Raw genomic sequence first — 25,602 nt, forward strand, 5'->3', positions numbered from 1 at the left:
CAATAACAAAACCGTTCCTGACGAATCTTTTTTACAATAAAAATACGGACTCGCAGAGACGACGAGTGAGGTGAATGACACATGCTTGAGATCGCGAAAGCGCTGCAGCAATGTTGGACGAACAAGGAACGAGCCGCATTGGCGACGATTGTGGATGTGGATGGTGCGGCATACCGGCGGGAAGGAGCAAGGTGTCTGGTCCTGGAAAACGGGAGCGTCATCGGAACGCTCAGCGGCGGCTGTGTGGAGGGGGATTTGCTCGAGCATGCGCGGCAGGTGATAGACACGGGCATCCCCCGGGAGATCCGCTATGATTTCAGGTCGGAAGGTGACCTGTTCTGGGGATTGGGAGTGGGCTGCAATGGCGCCCTGACGATTTGGCTTCAGCCTTTTGACCCCGTGCATCGACCCGAACAAGCGCAGCGGCAGCTGCAAGCGTTTGAACAAAGGGTGTCCGCTCTTAATGAATATACATCGGGCCTGGTGCTGGAATCGAAAGATCCGGCCCGGGTTCCGGCGGGCTCATATTTGATTTTAAACCGCGGGGAAACGGAATTCGGGGATCCTGCCAGTGCCGGTGTAACGTGCGGACTTGCGAACAATACGGTACACGGCGTTTCCGTTAAGCTGTTTGTAGAAACGGTGAAGCCCAGGCCCAGATTGATGATATTCGGGGCCGGTGCAGATGTCGTTCCGCTGGTGGAGGGAGCCAAGAGGCTTCACTGGCATGTGACCGTAGCGGACCATCGCCAGGATTACCTCGATCGGGATCATTTTGCGGCAGCGGATGAGCGTGTGCTGATGTCCCGACATCAATATTCGCATATGTCCGTTATGAATGAAGCTTATGTTGTCGTGATGACGCACAACTACGAGCTGGACCGCATGCTGGTTCAATCGCTGCTCCCCGGTTCGATCTCGTATTTGGGGGTGCTGGGATCCCACAATCGGATTCAGCGTATGCTCGATGAGATTCAGGCGGACTGTGGAGAGCTGAACGAGGAGTCATTGGAAAAGCTTCACTCCCCTGTCGGTCTGGATATCGGAGCGGATTCGCCGGAGGAGATCGCTTTAAGCATTCTATCCGAACTGGTTTGCCGCAAAAACGCGCGCAGCGGCCAATCCCTCCGGCTGCGCAAGGGGCTCCTGCATGAACGGCAGTATAGCGGCGGGCTTCTTGTGGTGAACCTATGAAACCATCGGTATGGTTAGTCATCCTTGCCGCCGGTTATTCCAGACGCATGGGCATGCGGAAGCAGCTTCTGCCGATTGGGGAGGAGCCGATGCTCCGCTATGTGGCCCAAAAAGCCCTGCGTGTAAAAGCCGCCGGCGTCGTCGTTGTCGTTAATGCCGAATTTCCCGAACTGGCCGCCGCCATTCACGATTTGCCTCTGGTCGTCTTGTCCAACTCCGAGTCCCATCTTGGGATGAGCTCCTCTCTCCGTTTAGCGGTGGATTACCTCGCCCGCGTATCGGCGGATGCGGGATGCATGCTGCTGGCGGATCAGCCGGGAATGGATCCGTCCGTCATCGAGCAAGTGCTGGCGGATTACGAGAACAGCGGGGCGCCGATAGTCCAGGCCGCGTATCAGGGCAAGCCGGGTCACCCCGTATTGTTTAGCCGGACGGTATTCGATGAATTGCAGCAGGTCACCGGCGATCAAGGCGGGCGGGAGCTGATCAAGAAATACGCGGAGGCGCGGCGGCTGGTCCATGTGCCGGCAGCCGAGCCGGAAGATATTGATGTCTATGAAGACTATGAAAGACTGAAGGAGAAGGGAGGCTTCCATCGATGAATCCGAATCGAATTGGCCGGCCGATGTCCCGGGTGGAAGATGCCAGACTGACTTCGGGACAGGGCACCTACATTGAGGACATGAATCCGCTTCCCAATATTCATCATGCGGCGATCCTGCGCAGCCCGTATCCCCACGCAAAAATCAAAGCGATTCGAACGGACAGGGCGGCGCAAATGCCGGGGATAAAGGGGATTGTTACCGGACAGGACATTGCGGGGATGACAGCGCCGTTCCCCGTAGGAGTTACCGCGCCGGTAAAATATTATTCGCTGGCCGTCGGGAAAGTGCGATTTGTAGGCGAGCCTGTCGCTGTGGTCGTAGCGAAAAACCGGTATTTGGCGGAGGATGCGCTTGAGGCGATTGAAGTGGAATACGAACCGCTGCCTGCCGTGGTTGACATTGAAGAAGCGCTGGAAGCGGATGCTCCGCTGCTCCATGAGGAGGTCGGCTCCAATGTCGCCAATCATCGTACTTTTGATTACGGGAATGTGAATCAAGCTTTTGCTGAAGCGGATATCGTATTAAAGCATAAGTTTCTGTATCCAAAATACAGCGCCACCCCGGTAGAGACCTATGGGGTGATTGCCCATTACGAGTCCAGCGGCAACCATTTGACAATCTGGTCGAATTTTCACGGGCCCTTCACGCTGCAGTCGGTGATGGCGGCCGCGCTGCAAATGCCGAGCAATCATCTGCGGGTCATCATCCCCAAGGATGTGGGCGGCAGCTACGGCATCAAATCGGGCGTATTCCCTTACATGGTCCTGATGGGAGTGGTCTCCAAAAAGCTCGGGCTGCCGGTCAAATGGATCGAGGATCGTCAGGAGCACCTGATGGCCAGCTCCAGCGGAACCGACAGGGTGACCTGGATCGAGGCGGCGGTGCGAAAGGACGGAACCGTAACAGGGTTGAAGATGAAAATGGTCGATAACGTCGGCGGCTACATCCGGGCTCCTGAGCCGGCCTGCCTGTATCGAACGCACTCCAACAGTACCGGAGCGTACCGGATTCAAAATCTGTTTATGGAAACCATCGCCGTCATGACAAACAAGTGCCCTACGGGTCTGATTCGGGGATACGGCGGTCAGCAGCTGTATTTTCCGCTCGAACGGATCATGCAAATGGTCGCCGACAAGCTTGGAATGGATCCGGCAGATGTCATCAGACGAAATCTGATTCGGGCGGAGGAATTTCCTTATCATACCGCTTCCGGAGGGATATACGACAGCGGAGATTATCACGCTGCCTTTGAGAAAGCTCTGGAGAGCGTCGATTATAGGCGGTTCCGGGAGCGTCAGGCGCAGGCCCGGAAGGAAGGCAAATATCTGGGAATCGGGTTGGCGTGTATCGTAGAACCTTCCGGATCGAATATGGGGTATATCACTATTGCCCTCACTCCGGAGCAACGGGCGAAGTCACTGCCCAAATCGGGATGCGCCGAAGGGGCCACCGTATCGATCGATCCCTCAGGCGGGATTTCCGTCCGCATCAGCACGACGCCAACCGGTCAAGGCCATGAAACGGTTGCGGCTCAAATCGTAGGGGAAGTGCTGGGCGTAGATCCGCGGTCAGTCCGGGTGATTGCCGAGATGGATACCCTGACGAGTCCCTGGTCGGTGGCATCGGGGAGCTATTCCAGCCGGTTTGCCCCGATCGGGTCAAGCGCCGTTTATCAAGCGTCTGGAAAAATTAAACAAAAATTACTGAATATTGCTTCTGGTCAAATGAACAAGCCTACAGAGAGTCTGGACATTCAGAACGGTAAAGTGGTGGCCTTGGACGATCCGCAGCAGCAAATTTCATTGAAAAGACTCATCGGCTCGGCGCACTGGAACCCGCAGGGCCTGCCGGCGGGGGTGGAGCCCGGCATCCATGAAACCGCTTTTTATTCCATTCCGACTGCGCTTCCGCCGGATGAGAACGACTTTGTTAACGGTTCGGCCACCTACGGCTTTGTGGCTGATGCGGTCACGGTCGAGGTCGATGCGGATACGGGAGAAGTAAAGATCCTCGACTATATCACGATTCATGATGCCGGCAAACTGCTCAATCCGCTTATCGTTGACGGTCAAATTATGGGAGGATTGGCTCACGGGCTCGGCGGAGCGTTATACGAAGAGTTGGTATATGATCAAAACGGTCACTTTCTTACCGGAAGCTTCATGGACTACTTGTGCCCGACGGCGACCGAAATGCCGAGGGTGACGATCAAGCATTGCGAAACGGCTTCCCCGCTGACGCCGTTGGGCGCCAAAGGCCTGGGCGAGGGGAACACCATGAGCGCCCCGGTTGTGATCGCGAATGCGGTTGCCGACGCTCTCTCGCCTTTGGGTATCTCGATTGACAGCTTGCCTTTGTCGCCGAATCGAATATGGACTTTAATGCAGGAAGCCCGAAATAGAACGAAGCTGTTAAAGGAGGAACCGGTTATATGAACGGCAGTGGTGAAATCAGCTTGAATGCGCCTATCGATCAGGTATGGAACAAATTAATGGATCCCGATGTGCTGGCAGAGTGCATCATGGGATGCAAGAAGCTGGAGCTGGTGGAGGAAGGAAAATACCGTGCGGATCTTACGGTCGGTATTGCGGCGGTAAAGGGAAAATATGACGCGACGATCACGCTGGCGGATGTGCAGGCCCCGGCCAGTTACAAGTTAATTGTGCATGGGGAAGGAGGGCCGGGCTTTCTGGATGCGGAAGGGCAGCTTCGGCTGACCTCGCTGGACGATGGAAAAACGGCGCTCTTTTACAGCTATAACGCGGAGGTCGGCGGGAAAGTGGCAGCGATCGGGCAAAGAATGCTGGGTGGAGTGGCGAAGCTGATTATCGGCGATTTTTTCAAAAAAATAAAAAAAGAAATTGAAAATGACAAACAATCGGCGTAGGAACGGTTCTAAAGCATAGAACACAAGCCTAGCTACGAGAGGAAGGGAAGGGCATGAAACCGGCATCCTTTGATTACTTCCGTCCCTCGACGGTGGAAGAAGCGTTTCAATTGCTGTCTCAGTCCGGGGACGAGGGAAAGCTTATCGCCGGAGGACAAAGTCTTATACCGATTTTGAATATGCGGCTCTCTGCTCCGGGGTGCTTGATTGATATCAGCGGGTTGCAGGATATGAACTATATCCGCCGGGAGGACGAATGGATCCGAATCGGCTCCACAACCCGGCAGCGGGATGTGGAGCGCTCGGGACTGATTCGGGAGCTAAGCCCGCTTCTGTCGGAGGCGGTTCCGTTCATCGGGCATATGCAAACCCGCAACCGGGGGACCGTAGGCGGCAGCGTGGTCCATGCGGATCCTACGGCAGAGCTTCCTTTGTCGCTACTGGCGCTAAATGGAAGAGCCGTCATTCAAAGCGCCGACGAAACCAGGGAGGTAGAGCTGCGCGAGTTTTTCATCACGTATCTGACCACTGACATTATGCCCGGCGAGCTGCTTACGGAATTGAAAATCCCGCTGAAGGGGATGCCCAAGGGGTACTCGTTTCACGAATACAGCCGGCGGCATGGCGACTTTGCCTTGGTGGCGGCCGCCTGTGTGATCGATACCGATGCAGAGGGACGAATTACAACCGCACGGCTCGCATTGGGCGGAGTGGATGCCGTTCCGCTGCTGGCGGAAGAGGCGGCGGACCTCCTTCTAGGAGAGAAACTGACGGAGTCAATATTGGAAGAAGCGGGAACGCTGGCTTCCGCTCATGTCGATCCGGAAGGGGATCTCCATGCGTCCCGGGAATACAGGCTTCATTTGGCGGGCGTATTCGCCAAGAAGGCAATAAAAGCCGCTTACCACAGAGCGACCGGAAAGGAGGGGGACGCATGATTCAAGTGTCCGCTAACGAAACGATAGAGGTTCGTGTGAACATTAACGGCAAGGTGTACGCCGAACGCGTGGAGCCTCGAAAGCTGCTGAGCGACTTTCTGCGCGAGGATTGCGGATTAACTGGTACGCATATCGGCTGCGAGCATGGAGTCTGCGGAGCGTGTACCGTACTGGTGAACGGATCGGCGGTCCGAAGCTGTCTGATGTTCGCCGTCCAGGCGGAGGGCATGGAGATCACAACTGTGGAAGGCTTGGCCAAAGACGACAGGCCGGATCCCCTGCAGGAGGCATTCAACGAGTGCCACGCTTTGCAGTGCGGCTTCTGTACCCCTGGTATCCTCATGTCGTCTGTCGAATTCCTGGGTACTTATGCCGACCCGACGACAGATGAGATTAAGGAAATGCTGTCAGGCCATTTATGCCGATGTACCGGTTACAAGGGGATTATTGAAGCGATTGAGAAAGAGGCGATCAGACGAAAGGACGGTGAGAACGTCAATGAATCTGGGGACACTGTTTGAATTTGCGGTCGAGAGGCATCCTCAGTTCGAAGCTCTCATTCAGGGGAACACCCGGTTCACTTATAGAGAGATCAACGTTGAAATTAATAAGGTGGCCTCCGCTCTGCAAGCCATGGGGGTGGAACAGGGCGACCGGGTAGTGCCGGTACTGAAAAACCGCCTCGAAATGGTGACGCTGTATTGGGCGGTCCAAAAGCTTGGAGCCGTTTTTACTCCGATCAATTTTCGGCTGTCCCAGGAGGAGATCAAGTATTGTGTGCAGGATGCGGCAGCTAAAGCCATCGTTTATGAACCGATAAGCGAAAAAACGGTGCTGGAAGCGGTCAAAGACCTGCAAGTTTTGAAAATCAGCGTGCAGGGCGCGCAGGGTGCCGATGTGACGTACGAACAATTGCGGGAAAAGGGATCGGGAAAACCGGTTCAGCCGAAAATTCACGATGATGACATTTGTCTCATGCTATATACGTCAGGCACGACCGGACGTCCCAAAGGCGTACCGCGAAGCCACAAAAATGAGTACACGGCGGCAATCGCCCATATTATCCAAAACCAATATGAAGTTCAGGAAAGCACCATAGGCGTCATGCCCTTGTATCATACCATGGGCATGCGTTCCCTCCTATCGATGGCTTTCCTGAACGGAAAGATGGCGATGATACCCGATTACAGCCCGCTAGCTGTTCTTGAGCTGATCGAAAAGGAAAAAATCAGCTGCGTGTATCTGGTGCCAACCATATTCCATGATGTAGTATACCATACCGAGTTTGCAAATTATAATCTTTCTTCATTAAAGAAGGTCGGATATGCTGGGGCGGCGATGACGGAAGTCCTGACACAGGAAATTTTCAACAAGCTGAAGCCTGAGGTTTTTGTTAATCATTACGGCTCCTCCGAGGTGTATACGTTCTCCTATTGCAATTATTTGAACAAAAAAGCGGGATGTGCGGGAAAAGCCGGATTTCATCAGCATCTTCGCGTAGTCATTCCCGATCCGGAAGGCAACTCCACTCCCGATGACATCGTGCCTTACGGTGAGCCGGGTGAAATTATCGTCGATCTAAGGTCGAGTGAAGCGTTCCAGGGATATTGGAACCGTCCTGACGCCACCAAGAAGTCGATCCGGGACGGATGGTACTTCACGGGCGATATGGGGATGCTCGACGAAGACGGCGACCTGTTTGTCCTCGGACGTCTGGACGATACGATTATATCCGGCGGGGAGAATATCCATCCGCTGGAGGTTGAGGATGTAATTGCGAAGCATCCGAAGGTAGCCGAGGTGGCTGTAGCAGGCTTGCCCGATCCGCGTTTCGGAGAGGTGGTCACCGCCTTTATAGTCCCTAAGGATTCTTCTCTGACGGTAGAGGAGCTGGACGAATTTTGCAAGGAGAGCAATGAATTATCCAACTTTAAGCGACCGAGGAAGTATGTATTGGTTGCCGCCATACCGAAGAGTCCCGTCGGGAAAATATTGCGCCGGAAGCTGCGCAGCGGAGAATATGAAGAATTATATCTGAAAAAGGAGAGTGCTTCGTAAATGGAACAAAAACTAGGACAAATCGAATGGGATCATATCCGCGTGGAAAAAAGACCGGAACGCAAGACGGCGACCATTATTCTGGATCGTCCCGAAAAAATGAATACGCTCAGCTACATTGCGCGATCTCATCTAAATCAAATATTCGAACAGTTAAACAAGGATGACGAAGTGCGTGTCATTATTATCAAAGGGGAGGGGGATAAGGCGTTTACTTCCGGAGGCAACATCGGCGAATTTTTGGAGCGGTCCCCGGAAGAGCTTTCCGTACTGCACAAGAACGTAGCCGCTCCGGAACGTTCTCCTAAGCCGGTCATCGCCCAGCTGCAGGGCTATACGTTCGGAGTCGGGCTGGAGATCGCCCTGGCTTGCGATTTCCGGGTCGCATCGGACACGACTTTACTTGCCCTGCCGGAGCTGAAATTGGGAATGATTCCGGGAAGCGGCGGCACCCAGAGAGTCGCAAGAATCGCAGGACTGGGCCGTGCCAAAGACATGATCATGCGCGCACGGCGAATTCCTGCAGCGGAGGCTTATCAATGGGGACTACTGACCCTGGTAACGCCGCAGGATGAACTGGAGGCTGCGGTACAAAGCCTGGTGGATGAGCTGCTGGAATTCTCGCCTTTGGCGCTCAGGACCTTGAAGCAGGTGCTTAACGCCTCTCAGGAGGGTCCGCTCAGCAGCGGTCTGGAGATCGAGGGATATGCATACGGAATGCTTAGAAGCACAGATGATTTCAAGGAAGGCGTGGATGCCTTCTACAGCAAAAGGAAGCCCAATTTTACCGGCAAGTAAATGGTTATTCATCCGCCCCGGGTTGATTGTTTCAACCCGGGGGCAAAGCGATCACATGCATCACATACCCAATATCGGAGGGAAAGAAGATGTCACTCGCTACTCAGGAAAATACCAATATCAATGTGCCGAATGTTACGGTAAGCCGCAGACAAATGATTAATGCTTCAATTGCTTCACTTTTGGGCTGGTCGTTGGATTTGTTTGATTTGTTTATCCTGCTTTTTGTGGCGCCTGAGATCGGAAGGCTCTTCTTCCCAACGAGTATACCGACACTTTCTTTGGCTGCCGTCTATGCTTCGTTTGCCATCACTCTGATTATGAGACCGCTCGGCTCGGCGATTTTCGGCAACCTGGCGGACAGAACCGGCAGAAAGCGGGCGATGACCATCGCTGTTACCGGCGTAGGTATTTCTACCGCCCTGTTCGGAGCGCTGCCTACCGTTATGCAGATCGGGATTTTTGCATCGGTCCTGTTTATCATTCTGCGTTTGGTGCAGGGTATATTCGTCGGCGGTGTCGTTGCCTCCACACATACGATCGGCACCGAATCGGTTCCGCCCAAGTATCGCGGATTCATGTCAGGGCTGATCGGCGGCGGCGGAGCCGGACTGGGTGCACTGCTTGCCTCCATTGTTTACTTTATCGTATCGGCCATCTTTCCGGGAGAGGCCTTCGGCGAGTGGGGCTGGCGGTTTATGTTCTTTACTGGGATTCTCAGTTCCATCCTTGGCCTTTTTGTTTTCAAGTCGCTGGAGGAGTCCCCCTACTGGGCGCAGCTTAAGCAGGCCCAAGACGATTCCAAACCCCAAAAAGCGCCTGCCCGTGTCGTATTTTCGCGGAATTACCGCTCCATTCTGATTGTGAATGTAATGATTGTGGCCGGCGGCGGGACGGCATATTACCTGACCAGCGGGTATCTCCCCACTTTTCTTAAAATCATCAACCAGATCCCTGCGGAAACCGCATCGATGATTCTCATGGGCGCCAGTGTGATCGCGATTATATCCTCCGTGTTGTTTGGTACCCTCAGCGATTTTATCGGGCGCAAAAAAACGTTTTTGATCATCGGAACGATCAATCTTGTCATGCTTCCCATCTGTTATAACCAATTGGGAGGCGCAACCGGAATTGCTTCCATCACAGCTTATGTCTGGGGGCTGGCTTTTTTGGGCAATGCCGCATACGCCCCGGTTCTCATTTTCCTCAACGAACGTTTCCCTACAGCCATACGGTCCACCGGTACCGGACTTTCCTGGAATATGGGGTTTGCGGTTGGAGGCATCATGCCGACATTTGTTCAATTAGCCAGCGGAACGACGCAAAACATTCCTGCGATGCTCGGCTATTTTACCATAGGGATTTTTGTTATCTATCTGATTGGAAGCGTCATCATACCGGAAACCAAGGGAGAGTTCAAGTAATCGCGTCTGCACTGCAAAATTATCATGCTGCGGGAGATGATAAACATGTCTTCTTTAACCGAACAGAAACCGGCTGTTTATTACAATTACGTCGGCGGCGAATGGACGGAGTCCGCATCGCGGGAATGGCTGGAATCGCGAAATCCGGCTACCGGGGAATTGGTCGGCTATGCGCAGAAATCAACGGAGACGGATATTCTGCAATCCATCGATTCTGTATACGAAGCCTATCGCACCAGTGACTGGGGAGTGAATCCGAAGCGGCGTTATGAAGCTTTATTGGAATTGGCCCGGCAAATCGAGAACAATATCGAACATTTGGCCCGGCTGATGACGATGGAGCAAGGAAAGCCGATCCGTGAATCCCGTGTGGAGCTTGCGGGGTGTGTGGATACCTTGAAATATTTTGCGGGCGCCGCCCGGACCGTATTCGGCCGCTCGGTACAGCTGGAGCCGGGGAATTTCGGCGTTATAGCCAAAGAGCCCATCGGCGTCGTAGGGATTATCTCGCCCTGGAACTGGCCGGCGCTGCTGATGATTCGGGAGCTGGCCCCCGCTTTGGCGGCAGGCAACGGAGTCATTGTCAAACCGGCGAGTCTTACGCCGATCATTTCCGTAGAGCTGTTTAAACTGATTGATCAGGTCCCGCATTTTCCCAAAGGCATTGTCAGTATTGTGACCGGTCCCGGACAATCGATCGGCGCCGTCATGGGATCGAGTAAAAAAATAGATATGATCAGCTTTACGGGAGATACATCCACCGGGAAAACGATCATGGCGCTTGCCGCAAGCAACATCAAAAAACTGGCTTTGGAGCTGGGCGGCAAGTCGCCGAATGTCGTGTTTGAGGATGCCCCGTTGGATAAAGCGATACCTCTGATCGGACGTTCCATTTTTATTTCCGCCGGACAGATCTGTATGGCCGGCTCCAGACTATTGGTTCACGAGTCCGTCAAGGAGGAGGTACTCTTCCGCTTGAAACAATATACCGAGAAGCTTTCAGTCGGCAACGGACTGCTGGAATCTACGGATATGGGCCCGCTGGTTTCGCAAAGTCAGCTTGATTTAGTGAACGAATATTGTGAAATCGGCCGCCGGGAAGGGAAAATCATTACAGGCGGTTACCGTCTGACTGGCGGAGCGTACGATCAAGGCTATTTCTTTGCGCCAACGATCATTGACGATCTTTCATCGGACTGCCGTGTCGTCCGGGAAGAAATTTTTGGCCCGGTGCTTGCGGTGCAATCCTTTTCCAGTGACGAAGAAGCGCTTGCGCTGGCCAACGATACCGACTTTGGCTTGTCGGCGGGGGTGTGGACGTCCAGCTTGAACCGTGCGATGCGGATGTCCCGCGAAATTCAGGCCGGGACTGTCTGGATCAACACCTATAATAAGAACTTTCCGGAGGCCGAATTCGGGGGCTACAAGCAGAGCGGTCTGGGACGGACCAGAGGTGTGGACGGCCTGATGGAATACTGCGAAACCAAGCATATCCATTTTGAAATGGATTAACCAACGGATTGCGAGAGGAGGCAGGACAACGATGATCGGAAAGCTGGCGGTCGAACCGAAGGAATTTGAGTTTTCCTTCCATCTTCCTACGTTAATTGAGTTCGGATACGGCAAGGCGGCTCGTCTTGGAGAAAGATTGCTGCAGCTTGATGTAAGAAAAGTATTCATAGTCAGCGACAAAGGGGTAGCGTCAGCGGGCTTGCTTACCGCGATGACGGAATCGCTGCGGTCATCCGGGATCACGTTCGATCTCTATACGGATGTGGAGCCCGATCCCGGCCTGGAGACGATCGATCGCGGAGCTGCCGCATTCAGGACCCAACCTTACGACGGCATCGTTGCCGTCGGCGGGGGCAGCTCGATCGATGCCGCCAAAGGCATTCGCGCAGTAGCGGCCAACGGGGGAAGTATCGGAGATTATGCCGGTGTCAATCGAATTCCTGCGGCCAATCCCGTTCCCCTTATTGCCATCCCGACGACTTCCGGTACGGGAAGCGAGGTAACAATATTCGGCGTTTACTCGGATTGGCATAATCAAGTGAAAGTAACCGTAACAAGCCAGCACATGGCTCCGACGATCGCTTTGGTTGATCCGGAGCTCACGATGAATCTGCCGGCAAGGATGACGGCGGCTTCAGGTATTGATGCCTTGGCGCACGGGATCGAAACGTTCTTCTCCGTAAGATCCCGCCCGGCATCCGATGCCCTGGCCATGCGGGCCATTGCCGCCGTCAGCGCCAACTTGCGCCGTGCCGTTCATGACGGGTCCGATATCGAGGCCCGCATCGGAATGTCCCATGGAAGCTTGCTCGCCGGCATGGCTTTCAATAACGGATTTTTAGGCTTGGCCCATGCGATAGGCAGCGCTCTGTCAGGACATTGCCACGTTCCGCACGGGGTCGCGATCGGGCTGCTGCTTCCTTCCGTCGTCGAATTCAACGCCTCCGTCCGTCCGGAAAAGGCGGCGACGATTGCCCAGCTGATGGTTGCCATAGCCAATGGTGCGGGAACCAAAGCGGAAGGAGCCGCATCGGCTGTTGACCAGATGGTGCGCGATATCGGGCTTCCAACCCGGCTTCGGGATGTCGGCGTACCGGAAGAGAAGCTGACGGATATCGCCAGGGATTCATTCAAAAGCGGTATGATGAAGTTTAATCCGCGTACGCCGACGGAACATGAAGTATTGGAGTTATTAGAAGGAATTTTCTAGTTTTACAAAGAATGTATATTATATTGGGGAGGTAATTGATGATGAGTCTAAACGAGAAGCAAGTTGAATCCGGGGATCTGATCCCAAGCATTGACCGGTCTACGGATGAAGTGGCGTGGGACTTGTACCGCAAAGCGATCCGCTTCGGCACCTGGGACCCGGCCGCCATTGATCTGAGTCAGGACAAAGCTGATTTTGAGTCTCTTGATCCGGATCTTCAAGGCTATCTCATTCATTTTTGCACAGGCTTCCTGGATGCGGAAGAAAACGTGGCCCTAAAGTTCTGTCCGTGGATTATGCTCGGTTCTTCTACGGAGCAGCAGGCTTTTTTAAGCACTCAGCTGCTTGAGGAATTTAAGCATACGGAGTTTTTCATGCGTTATTTCAAGGAGGTTTTCGGTAAGGAACGCATTCCCGGTGTGAAAAATATCGTTCAGCAGAAGCTCGATGATCGGGTGAAAAAGATGCTGGCGGCTCTTGAGCAAGGACCCGGGGACCGTGAGGCCGCACTGGTAGAAGGGCTGACCCATTACCAAGGGATCATTGAAGGCGTTCAGGCCATGACCGGGTACGAAGTATTTGAAGCGGTATACGGAAGCAAAGGGCTGCTCCCGGGACTGGCGGAAGGATTCGCCCGCATTAAGGAAGACGAGGGCCGCCATGTCGGCTTCGGACTGCGCATGTTGAAGCTGTTTGCACGCAATCCTGTCCATGCCAAGCGTATTCGCGCAGTGTACGACGATTATCTTCCGTACATTCTGATCCGTTATGACCAGCCGGTCGTCGTGAACGGGAAGGAGTATCCGACGCCTCCTGAAGTTCGCGGGCGTGAACGTTTAACCAAAATGTTCGAACGGCGGCTTAAGGATATATTCGGTAAGCCTGCCGCAGTGTAAGCAAGCAGGAAACAATCATGCGGGGAGGCTATTCTTTATGAAGGCCAAGACATTTCGCACATGGATAGAGTACCTTCACTCCAAAGACCGTTTGGCGGTCGTTGACAAAAAGGTCAGCTTGCAGTACGAAGCGGCGGCTGTCGCCAAAAAGCTTGACGGTGTGAAAGCCGTATATTTCTCACACGTGGAGGACTATCCGATTCCGGTTGTGTCGGGAATATGCTCTACGCGGGAAGATTTTGCGGAAGCATTGGAAACCGATCTAAACGGAGTCATTCCGAGGTTTACCCAGGCCGTCTCCTCTCCGCTTCCTTGCAAACCGGTTGATCGCGCGGAAGCGCCTGTCAAAGAAAATATCATTCGGGAGCATATCGATTTGATGAAGATGCTGCCGATTCCGGTTCACCATGAGAAGGATTCGGGAAATTACATCACCGCAGGGTTATTTATCGTGCGCGATCCGGTCACGCGCAAACAGAACGTTTCGATTCATCGTTTGCAGGTTTCGGGAAAAGACAAACTGGGAGCCCTGCTGCTGCCCCGCCATACGCACCACTTATTTAAACAGGCCGAGGAGGCCGGCAGGCCGCTGGAATGCGCTATTGTCATCGGCGTTGATCCGGTCACGCTGCTGGCTTCTCAAGCCAGCACTCCGTTTGGGGTAGATGAGCTGGAAATCGCAGGAGCCCTGCGCGGAGAGCCCCTGGAGGTAGTCCGCTGCGAAACGGTCGATATTGACGTCCCGGCGTATGCGGAGATCGTGCTGGAGGGCCAAATCCTGCCTCACGTACGCGAGCCGGAAGGGCCCTTCGGTGAATTTCCCAAGTACTATGGTCCCCGCAGCGATAAAGAAGTCGTCCAAATTACCGCAGTGACACACCGCAATCATCCGATGTTTTACACCATCGTTCCCGCAGGCTATGAACATCTGCTGCTTGGGGGCATTCCCCGGGAAGCGAGCCTGTTCCAAACGATTCGTCAAACCGTACCGACGGTCCGGGCAGTCCATATGAGCGCCGGAGGGACTTGCCGCTACCATGCTGTCGTTTCCATCAAAAAAAGAAACGAAGGGGAAGCCAAAAACGCGATATTCGCCGCCTTTGCAAACAGCTTTGACATCAAGCATGTCGTCGTTGTGGATGAAGACGTGGACATCTTCAATATGGAGGAAGTGGAATGGGCGATCGCCACGCGTTTTCAGGCGGATAGGGATTTGGTGGTCGTCCATGGAGCACAGGGCTCCAAGCTCGATCCCTCTACGGACGAGGGGACGGGGGCAAAAATGGGGCTCGACTGCACGATTCCTCTGCAAAGCGAGCCCATGCGGTACTTGCGGGTTCGGATTCCGGGATTCGAAAAGATCGAATTGGAGGATTATGTGAATTCCGAAGCGGGAGTCCGTTCAATTCACCTGGAAGGAAAAAGCAGGTAGCGGCATGAACAGAGCCGGATTCGAGGTTTCTGGCGGTCACTCATCATGAGAAGGGGGTAGAAATCATGAACAGCACTTTACGTCATTTTACAGAGGAAAAATTAAGCGAGTTGATTTCTGTCTCCCGGTTCAGAGCACCGGCAACCGCTTGGATCAAGGAAGCCCACATACTTAACCTATATACCGGCGAATGGAGTAAACAAAATGTCGTCCTTTTTGAAGACCGCATCGCCTACGTGGGTGAAAAAGAGCCTTTGACCGATGCGAATACCCAAATCATCGAGGCACAAGGGTATACCCTTGTGCCGGGCTACATCGAACCTCACGCCCATTCGTTTCATATGTACAATCCGCGGTCGCTGGGCGAATATGCGTTAGCCCGGGGAACAACAACGATCCTGCATGATAATATATCCTTCTTTCTTCAGCTGCAGCAGCATGAATTCGAAGGATTGATCGAGGCTTTAGAGGGGATGCCGGTCAAAAATTTTTGGTGGGCGCGCCTGGACCCGAACGTAAGGGAAAAGGAGATGCAGCGGCAGTTTACAGTTGACCGCGTTCGGCGCATGCTGCGGAATCCGTCTGTGCTGCAAGCGGGGGAGCTTACCTATTGGAAGGAAGCCATTAACGGCGATCCGTCTATGATCGCTCGCATGCGGGAAGCGCGTCTCGCCGGCAAAAGGATCGAAACCCACAACCCCGGCGCATCCGTAGAAACCTTGAATGCTGTAGCGGCTGCGGGCGCGACCGGCTGCCATGAAAGTATTACGGCGGAAGAAGTGATGAGAAGGCTTCGTTTAGGCTACTATGCCACCCTTCGTCATTCTTCGATCCGGCCTGATTTGGGTGAATTGATCAAAGGCTTGCTCAATACCGGCTGCCGCTACTGGGACCGGATGATGCTGACAACCGACGGCTCACCGCCCTTCTTCCTTGCCGAGGGATTTACGGATGCCTGTATACGGATCGCCATCGACGCAGGATTGGACCCGGTGGACGCCTACCGGATGGCATCGCTTAATCCTGCCGTCTATTACGGTCTTGATCAGGATTTGGGAGGAATCAGTCCGGGACGGATCGCGGATATTGTCTTTCTGGAAGATCTGAGGAATCCCACTCCTGTGAAAGTGATGGCCAATGGGCGGATCGCTGCTGAGAGGGGGATGCTGACCGCCTCCTTTCCTGAGGTGGAATGGAGCAGGTATGGTATCGGGCCCCTTGCCGTCATGGATCCATGCGTACAGCCGGAATGGTTCGAGGTATATTGCGCGGAGGATAAAATACCGGTGATCGAACTGGTCAATGCCGTGATTACTCATAATCGATTGGAGCGGCTGACCGTCATCGACGGAAAAGTGCGGCTGACCGATTCACCGGGTTATGTGTACGTCTCGCTTCTTGACCGCAGAGGGGAATGGATCACGGTGGGCGTGATGAAGGGTTTTGGCGAAGTGGATGCTTTGGCCTCTACTTATTCTCTTACAGGCGATTTGATCGTTCTGGGAAGAGATCCGGTTCAGATGGCCCGGGCGGCCAATCATGTCCTTGCGGGTCAAGGCGGGATTTGCGTGGTTCATCAAGGGGACATGCGTTTCGATTTGTCCCTGCCCTTATTGGGTACGATGAGTCTGCTGGATATGGACGCCTTAATTGCGGAAACGTCACGATTGCTTGAGCTCCTGCGCGAATCGGGCTTTGGTTTTGCCGACCCGATTTATTCGCTTGAATTTTTATCTTCCACTCATTTGCCTAAGGTAAGGCTGACTTCCCAAGGGGTGATTAACATCAATAACGGAGAAATTTTAATTCCTTCCCGCCCGTTGAGATGAGACCACGGACCGGATGAACAGGGGAAGACATTGGTTGCATCAGCGGAGCGGCGCTATTCGATTTCGATAAAAGGAGGTGTTAAAGAACGTGGTGACAGGCAGGTTGGCATTTCTTAGGGGAGGTGATGTCTGTTCCTTACACACGCTAAGGCCGTAAATTCACAACTGAACCGGATGATGATGGTTGTCAAGGATCGATAATAAACTTAATGAGGAGTGAAGCGGCATGTCTACGGTGTCTCCTGCTACGTTATGGAATAAAATTTTTATCGGCGGCGAATGGAAAGAAGGATCCAGTCAGCGGACCGCAGCGGTTACCAACAAATTCAGCGATGAAGTGATCACTGAAATTAGGCTCGCCAATAAGCAGGACATCCATGATGCCTATGAAGCGGCAAGGAAGGCTCAAGCGGAATGGGCGCAGGTACCCCCGCATGAGAAAGCCGCACTGATGGAAAAGGCTGCAGCACTTATAGCCGAACGTCAAGAGGAGATTGTCAAATGGCTTGTGGAAGAAAGCGGAAGCTCGCAATTAAAGGCATCGATTGAAGTGGGCGCTGCCATCGGGGATGTCAAGGAAGCGGCCAAGTATTGCTTCCGGATGAACGGCGAGATTCTTCCTTCCTTTATACCGGGAAAGGAGAACCGTATTTATCGTAATCCGGTCGGTGTCGTCGGAGCGATTACACCTTGGAACTGGCCGTTCTATTTGAGTATCCGGGTGGTGGCGCCGGCGATTGCGACCGGTAACGGGATTGTATTAAAGGCGGATTCCCAGACCCCGATCACAGGCGGCCTGATCATAGCCCAAATCTTTGAAGAAGCGGGAATACCGAAGGGATTGTTCAGCGTAGTGGTGTACGACCTGGAAGAAGTCGGCGACAATTTTGTGGAGCATCCGATTCCAAGAGTGATTTCATTTACGGGCTCTACAGCGGCAGGGAAAAGAGTTGCCGAAATTGCGGGCAGGCATTTGAAGAAGGTGGCCTTAGAGCTTGGCGGCAACAACGCATTTATTATTCTTGACGATGCGAATGTGGATCAAGCCGTCGCTTCCGCAGCCTTCGGCAAGTATTTGCATCAGGGTCAAATATGTATTGCAACCAACCGTTTTATCGTAGATCGCAAAATCTATCCGGAATTTGTTGAGAAATTTAAAGAAGCGACTTTAAAAGTGAAAGCCGGAAACCCGGCCGAGCCCGATACGATTATCGGTCCGATGATCAACCAAAAACAAATCGAAAAGGTTCAAAGCCTGATCACACAAAGCCTGAGTGAAGGGGCCAAGCTTGAGCTTGAAGGCAAAGTCGCAGGAAACGTCATCGAGCCTTATATTCTTACGGATGTAACGAACGATATGGCTGCCGCCAGGACGGAGATCTTCGGCCCTGTGGCGGTTATTATTCCTGTAGACGGCGAGGAAGAAGCGATCCGGATCGCGAATGATTGCGATTTTGGATTAAGCGGCGCGGTACACTCCGGATCGATCGAGCGGGGGATTAAAGTGGCGCAGCAAATTGTAACGGGCATGATTCACGTCAATGATCAGACCGTAAACGTGGAATCCCATATCCCGTTCGGCGGGGAAAAATCGTCCGGACTGGGCCGGTATTGCGGAGAATCAGCTTTGGAGGAATTCACAACGGTGAAATGGATTTCCGTCCAGCAGGAACCTCGGCAGTATCCGTTTTCTTAGTATTGCGGATGCTCCCGCGCATTTTCCAGGATCGAAGGTATACATTTGCAGCGGTGCTGTACACTTTTTTTATCACAGCATATGCTGGTTATAGTTTGTTTTTTTCCGGGGCTGTTGATGGTAAATCAACAGCCTTTTTAACATAAAACTAGGAAAATCTTTTTTTTCATAATATGAAAACAGTTTCATTGATAACGCTTTCCTGAATTGTTATACTACTCTTAATTCCGGAAATATTATACAGAACATTCTGCTATGACAAGCAGCAAAATGTTGAATGCCCGATCACTTATAAAATATGAAGGGGTGATGAATATGACTTAAAAAAGCAAGATGGATATGGTAGCTGCTCCACAGGGTCAGTAGACATAAGCATAACTTTAAAATTAAGAGGTGAAAAGTTTATGTATCCGGCACCGATATCTGAATATTATGCTCCGTCATCATTAGAGGAGTGCTTAGAGCTGCTAGATCAGTACGGAAGCCAGGCGAAGATTGTCGCCGGCGGTCAAAGCGTGCTGCCTATATTGAAGCTGAGAATGATGGAAACATCAGCCGTCATTGACATTAACAAGGTGATGGAAATTCAGGAATTTGGCGAAAGATTCCGGGAACCGGGAAATCGGATTCTCAGAATCGGTGCATTGACCCGACACAAAACGCTGGCCACCCATCCTTTGGTGTTATCCAAATATCCTATTATTTCTGATGCGGCAAAATATATAGGAGATGTACAGATCAGAAATAGAGGAACCATTGGGGGCAGTTTGGTTCATGCGGATCCGGCAGCCGATCTTCCGGTACCGATCCTGGTTTTGGACGGCACCTTCCGGATTCGTTCGAAGGAAGGCGAGAGCATTTATTCTGCAGAAGACTTTTTCCTTGGTTTGATGACGACGGTTGTCGAGGATAACGAACTTCTTGTATATATTGACATTCCATCCCCGGAGCCGGGATCGGGATCTGCCTACAGTAAGCACGCCGTCGTGTTTGGCGATTTTTCGGTGATTAGCGTTGGAGCCCGGGTTACTCTGGCGGACGATATTTGTCAATCTTCCCGAATTTACGTCGGCGGAGTGAACCCCCGTCCGCAGCGAGCTGTAGACACCGAAAAGTTCCTTGTCGGGAAAACGGTTACAACGGAGCTTCTGCAGGAAGCAGCGGATGTCCTGGCCCAGGAAATCGAAGTGGAATCCGATATGCGCGCGACAGCTTCCTACCGCAAGGTTCTTCTCAAGGAATACGGGGTTAATGTGTTATCCAAAGCAATCCGAAGAGCAAAGGGGGAAATTCTCTAATGGCGAATTCAGTACAGGGCGTTCAAACGGCCGGTGTAGATGGAACAAAAACGATTCAGGTGCGCGTCAATGGCCGGATCGTAGAGAAGCAGGTTCCGATCCGTATGCTGCTGGTGGATTTCTTGCGGGAAGAGCTGGGCTTTACGGGGACTCACGTGGGATGTTCGGTGGAAGGAAGATGCGGAGCATGTACCGTGGTGCTGAACGGAGAGGCGATCAAATCTTGTTTGATGTTGGCGGTTCAGGCCGAAGGCTCCAACATTATGACCGTAGAAGGACTGGGAGAGGCCGATAATCTTCATCCCATTCAGGAAGGCTTCTGGGAAAAACACGGCCTGCAATGCGGTTTTTGCACCCCCGGAATGATGATGTCCGCATATAATTTATTAAAGGTCAATCCGCATCCATCCGATACCGAAATCAGAGAAGCGCTGGTCGGCAACTTATGCAGATGTACCGGTTATCAGCACATTATCGAAGCGGTACAATATGCCGCAGATCGTTTAGCCTCTATGCCTAAGGAGCAGCGGGATAAATTATTGGCTAACTAGGATAAATAACTATTCTCTATTAAGGAGAGGATTCGGTGTATGACTACTACAACTGCATCTGAGACGAAATGGGTGGGACGGCCTATTCGTCGTCGTGAAGACCCCCGGTTATTAGTGGGAGAGGGAAAATATATTGCCGATTACACCTTACCCGGAACAACATATCTTCATGTGGTACGAAGTGTTCATGCGCATGCGCGAATTCGCCATATCGATATCAGCAAGGCGGAGAACTACCCTGGTGTGGTAGCGGTTGTGACCGGTGCGGAAGTGGCCGCAGCCATGAAGCCGATGCTCGTTCCATCCATTATCCCAAATTTGGGCGGGGAACTGCAGCTCCCGACCGTTTATCCGCTGGCGATCGATAAAGTCCTATGGGTAGGCGATCCGGTCGTGGCTGTGATAGCGGAAAGCAAATATATTGCCGAGGATGCGGCGCAGCTGGTCGAGATTGAATATGAACCTTTGCCTGCTCTTATCAATCCGGAGGAAGCGCTCAAGCCCGAAGCTCCGAAGATCTATGAGGATTGGAAAAATAATGTGCTTTGGCATGGCGTACTCGCCAACGGAGATGTGGATAAAGCTTTTGAGGAAGCGGATTTTATCCTTTCCGAACGGTTTTACGGTCATCGTACGGGGGCGGCTCCGATGGAAACGCGGGGGGCGCTTGCCACCTATGACGGATTTGAGGGTTTGACCGTTCATGTCAATTCACAACGGCCGCATATTTTGAGGATGGCGATATCGCAAATCATGAACATTCCTCATCATAAGGTGCGGGTCATCGCTCCCAAGGACGTCGGCGGCGCCTTTGGAACCAAGGCTCCTGTCTATCGTGAAGAACTTCTCATCAGTTATTTGGCGTTAAAGCTGAAAAGACCTGTCAAATGGGTCGAAAACCGAATGGAAAGCCTGATGACGATCGGTCATGAACGTGACCAAATTCATAATCTGGAGCTTGCCGTTCGCAAGGATGGCAAAATTCTCGGCCTTAGAAACCGTATGATTGCCGATGTCGGGGATGGCAGAATCGGAGTTTACCTGGGATTTGTCATGTCATGGTTAGGTGCGGCGTACTTAACGAACGCTTACGATGTTCCAAGTGTCCATATCGATTTGTCTTGCGTAGTAACCAACAAGCCTTCATCTACACCCAGCAGGGCGTTCGGAGAATTCCCCGGCCGGTTTGCAATGGATTATGCGATGCATTTGGTAGCGAGGGAGCTGAAACTGGATCCCCGTCAAGTGTTTGAAACGAATATCATCAAGCAGTTCCCCCATGTTACAGCTACAGGAATCACGCATGATAGCGGAGATTATGAAGGCGCTTTCCAAAAGCTTCTCGAACACCTCGATTATGACCGGGTGAAAGAGGAGCAAAAAGAAGCGCGAAAGAACGGGCGTTTGATCGGTGTCGGCTTTGCTATGGGCTGTGAAATGTCCGGTCTGGGCTCGCAAATCTTTGTGCCGATGGAAAATCAACCGGGTTATGGGGCGGCTACCATTAAGATTGATGCTCATGGCATGGTTCAGGTATTTGAAGGGGACTCCCCGCAAGGGCAGGGCCATGAAACGACCATTGCGCAAGCCGTAGCGGACGAGCTTGGGATTACGATTGACGATGTATATATCAGTTATGGCGATACGTTCGGTACTCCATTCGCTTCGGGAACCTTGGGGAACCGGGGAGCGTCCTATACGGTTAGTGCCGCTGTTCTGGCTTGCCGGAAGCTGAAGCCGAAAATCCAAAAAATCGCCGCCCACATCCTGGGAGTAGACGCCGAACCGGAAGATTTTACTTTTGCCAATGGAGAAGTCATTTGGAATAAAGAACCGAGCAAAAGAATAAAGCTTAGGGATATCGCCGATGTAGCGATACTGGGGCCAACCAAACTTCCGGCCGGAATGGAAGCCGGTTTGGAAGCGACCGCTTACTTTGAAGCGGATATTGCCGGGATGCTGAGTATTGGTGTACACGGTGCGGTGGTTGAAGTGAATCCGGAAACGGGAGATTACAAGATTTTACGTTATGTCGTCGTAGACGATTGCGGAGTTCCGATTAATCCCATGATCGTTCGCGGGCAAGTTCACGGCGGTGTAGTTTTGGGAATAGGCAACACCCGGTATGAGAAATATTACTTCGATGAAACGGGCCAGCCTTTATCCACGACCTTAATGGAGTATCATATGCCATCGGCTGCCGATGTTCCCGATATTGAAATGATCGAGTACAACGTTCCCACTCCTTATACACCTTTGGGCACAAAGGGCAAGGGAGAGGGAATTCCGGGACCGGTCCCCGCTACCTTAGCCAGTGCGATCACAGATGCGATCGACCGTCCGGGGTTTAAGCTTCTGAATCTGCCTTTGACTGCGGAATCGATATGGAGAACGTTAAATCAAAAGTAAAGACACGATTCTCGGGAGTTCTCTCCCGGGAAGTTTTTCTTCAATAAACAATGCTCAAGGAGAGTGGAATGAATGAAGGTGTCCGGTACTTATGAACTTCCGACCAATTCGGCTACGGCATATCAATTGCTTACGGATCCTGATGTTTTGATCCGAACCATGCCAGGGCTGAAATCACTGCAAGCCATTGATGACAATACTTACAGTGCAGAGCTGGAGGTTGGAATCAAGATGGTGAAAGGGCGTTACAAAGGGACGGTAAAGCTGTTTGATGCGGTGGAAGGCGAACAATTCCGGTTGAGTATGGACGGCCAGGGGCCGTTAGGATTTGTACAGCAGGAAATGCTGATCAAACTCGAGCAGGTGGCCGACAACCGAACCAACGTCATATGCGAAGGCGAGGCTACGGTCGGGGGAGTGATTGCCGGGATCGGACAGCGGATGATGTCGGGTGTAGCCAGTTTATTAATGGGGCAATTTTTTAGCGCGATGAAGAAAGAAGCAAGCTGAATGACACGCAGCGACGCTGCATGACGGCTGACAATATTCGAACTTCATTTCACGAGCACCAAAATCGCTGGAAGACAAGTCTGTGGTTTATAGCGGTTTTGGTGTGATTTTTCAATAGGGGAAGGTGGGGAGGATGGTGGGACAGCAACCTATGGTATGGAAAGACTTATTGGATACTGCTAAAGACCTTGCCGAAGTCATTCGAAATCATATGGATCAAGAGGCGGATAAGGAACGGGTGCTGTTAAAAGTTTGGCCGCAGCTCATACAAGCCGGGTTTCACCGCATGCTGGTGGACTCCCGTTTCGGAGGACTGGGGCTGGATCTGAGAAGTTACCTGCAGGTGATAAGGCAATTGGCTTACGGGGACGGAGCATTGACCCTGGCGGTTCATGTTCATAATGTTGCTGTGTACATGGTGTATGAGCTGGGAAAGAAAACGTTTCGGAGCCGCCTGAAAACATGGCTGGATGATGCAAGCCTGTTTGCGCTTGCCCGGTCAGAGGACGGAAGAGACTACAGGTATGATTTTTCTACCCGAATATCGCAAAACCATGCTTCGATGATTCTCAACGGCCAAAAGGATTTCTGCACTCTTGCAGGTCTGGCTGATTATTATGTTGTTTTTGCACAGCCCGAGTGGAGTCAGCCATCGATGGACTCTTTACAGCTTTGCCTGGTTAACGGGAAGCATCCGGCCGTTGAAGTGATCAAATCCAATGGTCTGGATGCCATGGTCGCTTCTTCTACCTACAGCGTCCGTTTCAAATCCTATCCATTATCTCCGGCTGAGTTGGTCGGACAGCCTGGAGCGATTACGGGTTTAACCCATCCCGACATTCTCCCCCTTGGAATATGCGCTATCAACATCGGCATGGCCGATTTAGGAATAGAGCTTTTTATAGAGAAAGAAAGACAGCGCTGTGTCAAACCAAATGAAGACATGGAGATCGTGAGATGGCTAGGCCAAATCGATGTGCTTTCACACAGCGCACAATTATTATTGGATAAATCCATTGATTCCCGACCCATGTCCGAGGGCAATTCCGGCGTTTGGTTGAGACGCGCAAAGGCAGCTTCCGACACGTTGATTCAGGATGTAACGGAAGGCGCTATCCGCCATTTGGGCATGGATGGAATCAAGTCTCCCAATCCTTTTATGTATTTAAGAAATAATTCATATGCCACTCGGATATTGCCTCCAAATACCCGAAAGTGCTTGTTGACACTCGGCTCTGAGCTAATCCAATGAATAGTTGAAGAGAAAAGCAGCGTATGAAAAATATATTCATGTCGGAGGAGTAATGGCTATGAATGATTCTTACCGGATTCTAAAGAAAATGAAAGAAAAGAAACAACAACGATTCGCCATGGCGACGATCATTGCCGTAGATGGTTCCACATACCGCCACCCGGGAGCAAAAATGTTAATCGGGGAAGACGACAGCCAATATGGAACGATTAGCGCCGGCTGTTTGGAAGAAGATTTAGCTTACCATGCCCGTGAGATCATTAACCATCGGCAGCCCAAGACAGTCATTTATGACTTAAGGTCGGAGGACGATTTGTCCTGGGGGCAGGGAGCCGGCTGCAACGGGAGCATCAGGGTTTATGTGGAGCCTAATGAATGGGAATATATCCCTCCTGATCACCATCAGCCCATATGGCCTGAAGTGGAATCGGTTCTGAATAACGGCAGCAAGGTTGCAAGCGCAAAACGTGTAAGTGACGATGACGCGCAAAGGGTGCATTTATTTTATACGGACAACGGGGCGGTCCTTGGGGACGCGGAAACAGGCTTGAAGGAGAAGATCATACCGGAGTTAAAGCGGTTTTTAATCAGCGGCAGGAAGATTGAATTAATCCGTTTAGCAGACATTGAAGGCGAATTCTTACTTGAGCTGTACGAACCCAGAGAGCAGCTATACATTTTCGGGGCAGGGCCGGATGTGGAACCGATAGCCAGACTGGCCTCTCATTTGGATTTCTTTGTTACCATTATCGACCCCAAAACCAGTCGCTGTAACGCAGAAATTTTTCCAACGGCGGATCAATTGATCCCTGAGCATCCGGAGACTTATCTGCAAAAAAATAACATTCCCCAAACAAGCTATGTACTCATTATGACGCACAGCTTCCAGCGGGACCAAACGATTTTACGCGATTTGATTGCATCGCCGCCTCAGTATCTGGGGGTATTGGGACCCCGATTGAGAACCACGCGCCTCATGGCGCCCGATGCTTTGCCTGATTGGGTGCATTCACCTATAGGTTTAAGTATCGGTGCGGAAGGGCCTGAGGAGATCAGTGTCAGCATTATGGCCGAGCTGTTGAAAATCAAAAATAAAAAGTAAC

Annotated in this window: 21 protein-coding genes; all 21 read left to right on the forward strand. The window is 52.1% G+C overall.

From position 1 onward, the window contains the following. Positions 1-81: 81 nt before the first annotated feature. On the forward strand, positions 82-1,194 hold the full coding sequence (locus tag NR121_RS05675) for an XdhC family protein (protein ID WP_054817500.1): 1,113 nt from the start codon (positions 82-84) through the stop codon (positions 1,192-1,194). Further along, a complete protein-coding gene (locus NR121_RS05680) occupies positions 1,191-1,796 on the forward strand; it encodes a nucleotidyltransferase family protein (RefSeq protein WP_062409783.1) in 606 nt (201 codons plus the stop codon). Before NR121_RS05675 ends, NR121_RS05680 begins: the two co-directional genes overlap by 4 nt. Continuing rightward, positions 1,793-4,234, forward strand: coding sequence for a xanthine dehydrogenase family protein molybdopterin-binding subunit (locus NR121_RS05685; RefSeq protein WP_054817502.1), 2,442 nt, complete (start codon positions 1,793-1,795; stop codon positions 4,232-4,234). The genes NR121_RS05680 and NR121_RS05685 overlap by 4 nt, the downstream gene beginning before the upstream one ends. Then, on the forward strand, positions 4,231-4,686 hold the full coding sequence (locus NR121_RS05690) for an SRPBCC family protein (protein ID WP_062409781.1): 456 nt from the start codon (positions 4,231-4,233) through the stop codon (positions 4,684-4,686). Before NR121_RS05685 ends, NR121_RS05690 begins: the two co-directional genes overlap by 4 nt. A 53-nt stretch (positions 4,687-4,739) precedes the next feature. Beyond that, positions 4,740-5,624, forward strand: a complete 885-nt coding sequence (locus tag NR121_RS05695) for an FAD binding domain-containing protein (protein WP_062409780.1) — start codon at positions 4,740-4,742, stop codon at positions 5,622-5,624. Next, positions 5,621-6,145, forward strand: coding sequence for a (2Fe-2S)-binding protein (locus NR121_RS05700; protein WP_054817503.1), 525 nt, complete (start codon positions 5,621-5,623; stop codon positions 6,143-6,145). Before NR121_RS05695 ends, NR121_RS05700 begins: the two co-directional genes overlap by 4 nt. Further along, positions 6,123-7,682 (forward strand): AMP-binding protein, encoded by a 1,560-nt coding sequence (locus tag NR121_RS05705; protein WP_062409779.1) that lies wholly within the window; start codon positions 6,123-6,125, stop codon positions 7,680-7,682. The genes NR121_RS05700 and NR121_RS05705 overlap by 23 nt, the downstream gene beginning before the upstream one ends. Next, positions 7,683-8,480, forward strand: coding sequence for an enoyl-CoA hydratase/isomerase family protein (locus NR121_RS05710; protein WP_062409778.1), 798 nt, complete (start codon positions 7,683-7,685; stop codon positions 8,478-8,480). It begins immediately after the preceding gene. A gap of 89 nt (positions 8,481-8,569) precedes the next feature. Further along, on the forward strand, positions 8,570-9,904 hold the full coding sequence (locus NR121_RS05715) for an MFS transporter (RefSeq protein WP_062409777.1): 1,335 nt from the start codon (positions 8,570-8,572) through the stop codon (positions 9,902-9,904). A 45-nt stretch (positions 9,905-9,949) separates the two neighbouring features. Further along, complete coding sequence (locus NR121_RS05720; RefSeq protein ID WP_256830884.1) at positions 9,950-11,416, forward strand: aldehyde dehydrogenase family protein; 1,467 nt, start codon at positions 9,950-9,952, stop codon at positions 11,414-11,416. Positions 11,417-11,447: 31 nt separating this feature from the next. Beyond that, a complete protein-coding gene (locus NR121_RS05725) occupies positions 11,448-12,626 on the forward strand; it encodes an iron-containing alcohol dehydrogenase family protein (protein WP_054817508.1) in 1,179 nt (392 codons plus the stop codon). 38 nt (positions 12,627-12,664) lie between these two features. Next, positions 12,665-13,522, forward strand: a complete 858-nt coding sequence (locus NR121_RS05730) for a R2-like ligand-binding oxidase (protein ID WP_256830885.1) — start codon at positions 12,665-12,667, stop codon at positions 13,520-13,522. A gap of 37 nt (positions 13,523-13,559) precedes the next feature. Beyond that, entirely contained in the window at positions 13,560-14,954 is a 1,395-nt protein-coding gene (locus tag NR121_RS05735; RefSeq protein WP_062409774.1) for a UbiD family decarboxylase, read from the forward strand. A 65-nt stretch (positions 14,955-15,019) separates the two neighbouring features. Then, on the forward strand, positions 15,020-16,783 hold the full coding sequence (locus NR121_RS05740) for an adenine deaminase C-terminal domain-containing protein (protein WP_062409773.1): 1,764 nt from the start codon (positions 15,020-15,022) through the stop codon (positions 16,781-16,783). 226 nt (positions 16,784-17,009) lie between these two features. Then, entirely contained in the window at positions 17,010-18,479 is a 1,470-nt protein-coding gene (locus NR121_RS05745) for an aldehyde dehydrogenase family protein (protein ID WP_054817514.1), read from the forward strand. Positions 18,480-18,883: 404 nt separating this feature from the next. Continuing rightward, entirely contained in the window at positions 18,884-19,777 is an 894-nt protein-coding gene (locus NR121_RS05750) for an FAD binding domain-containing protein (RefSeq protein ID WP_256830886.1), read from the forward strand. Beyond that, the gene (locus tag NR121_RS05755; protein WP_062409770.1) at positions 19,777-20,328 is read left to right on the forward strand and encodes a (2Fe-2S)-binding protein; all 552 of its coding nucleotides are present in this window, start codon (positions 19,777-19,779) and stop codon (positions 20,326-20,328) included. The genes NR121_RS05750 and NR121_RS05755 overlap by 1 nt, the downstream gene beginning before the upstream one ends. 39 nt (positions 20,329-20,367) lie before the next feature. Next, positions 20,368-22,737, forward strand: coding sequence for a xanthine dehydrogenase family protein molybdopterin-binding subunit (locus tag NR121_RS05760; RefSeq protein ID WP_062409769.1), 2,370 nt, complete (start codon positions 20,368-20,370; stop codon positions 22,735-22,737). Positions 22,738-22,809: 72 nt separating this feature from the next. Beyond that, positions 22,810-23,247, forward strand: coding sequence for an SRPBCC family protein (locus NR121_RS05765; protein WP_062409768.1), 438 nt, complete (start codon positions 22,810-22,812; stop codon positions 23,245-23,247). A gap of 133 nt (positions 23,248-23,380) precedes the next feature. Continuing rightward, a complete protein-coding gene (locus tag NR121_RS05770; protein WP_062409767.1) occupies positions 23,381-24,499 on the forward strand; it encodes an acyl-CoA dehydrogenase family protein in 1,119 nt (372 codons plus the stop codon). 58 nt (positions 24,500-24,557) lie between these two features. After that, on the forward strand, positions 24,558-25,601 hold the full coding sequence (locus tag NR121_RS05775) for an XdhC family protein (protein ID WP_171005910.1): 1,044 nt from the start codon (positions 24,558-24,560) through the stop codon (positions 25,599-25,601). Position 25,602 lies beyond the last annotated feature (1 nt).

Origin of the sequence: Paenibacillus sp. Pae15, assembly GCF_024519685.1 — a bacterium.
GTDB lineage: Bacteria > Bacillota > Bacilli > Paenibacillales > NBRC-103111 > Paenibacillus_G > Paenibacillus_G naphthalenovorans.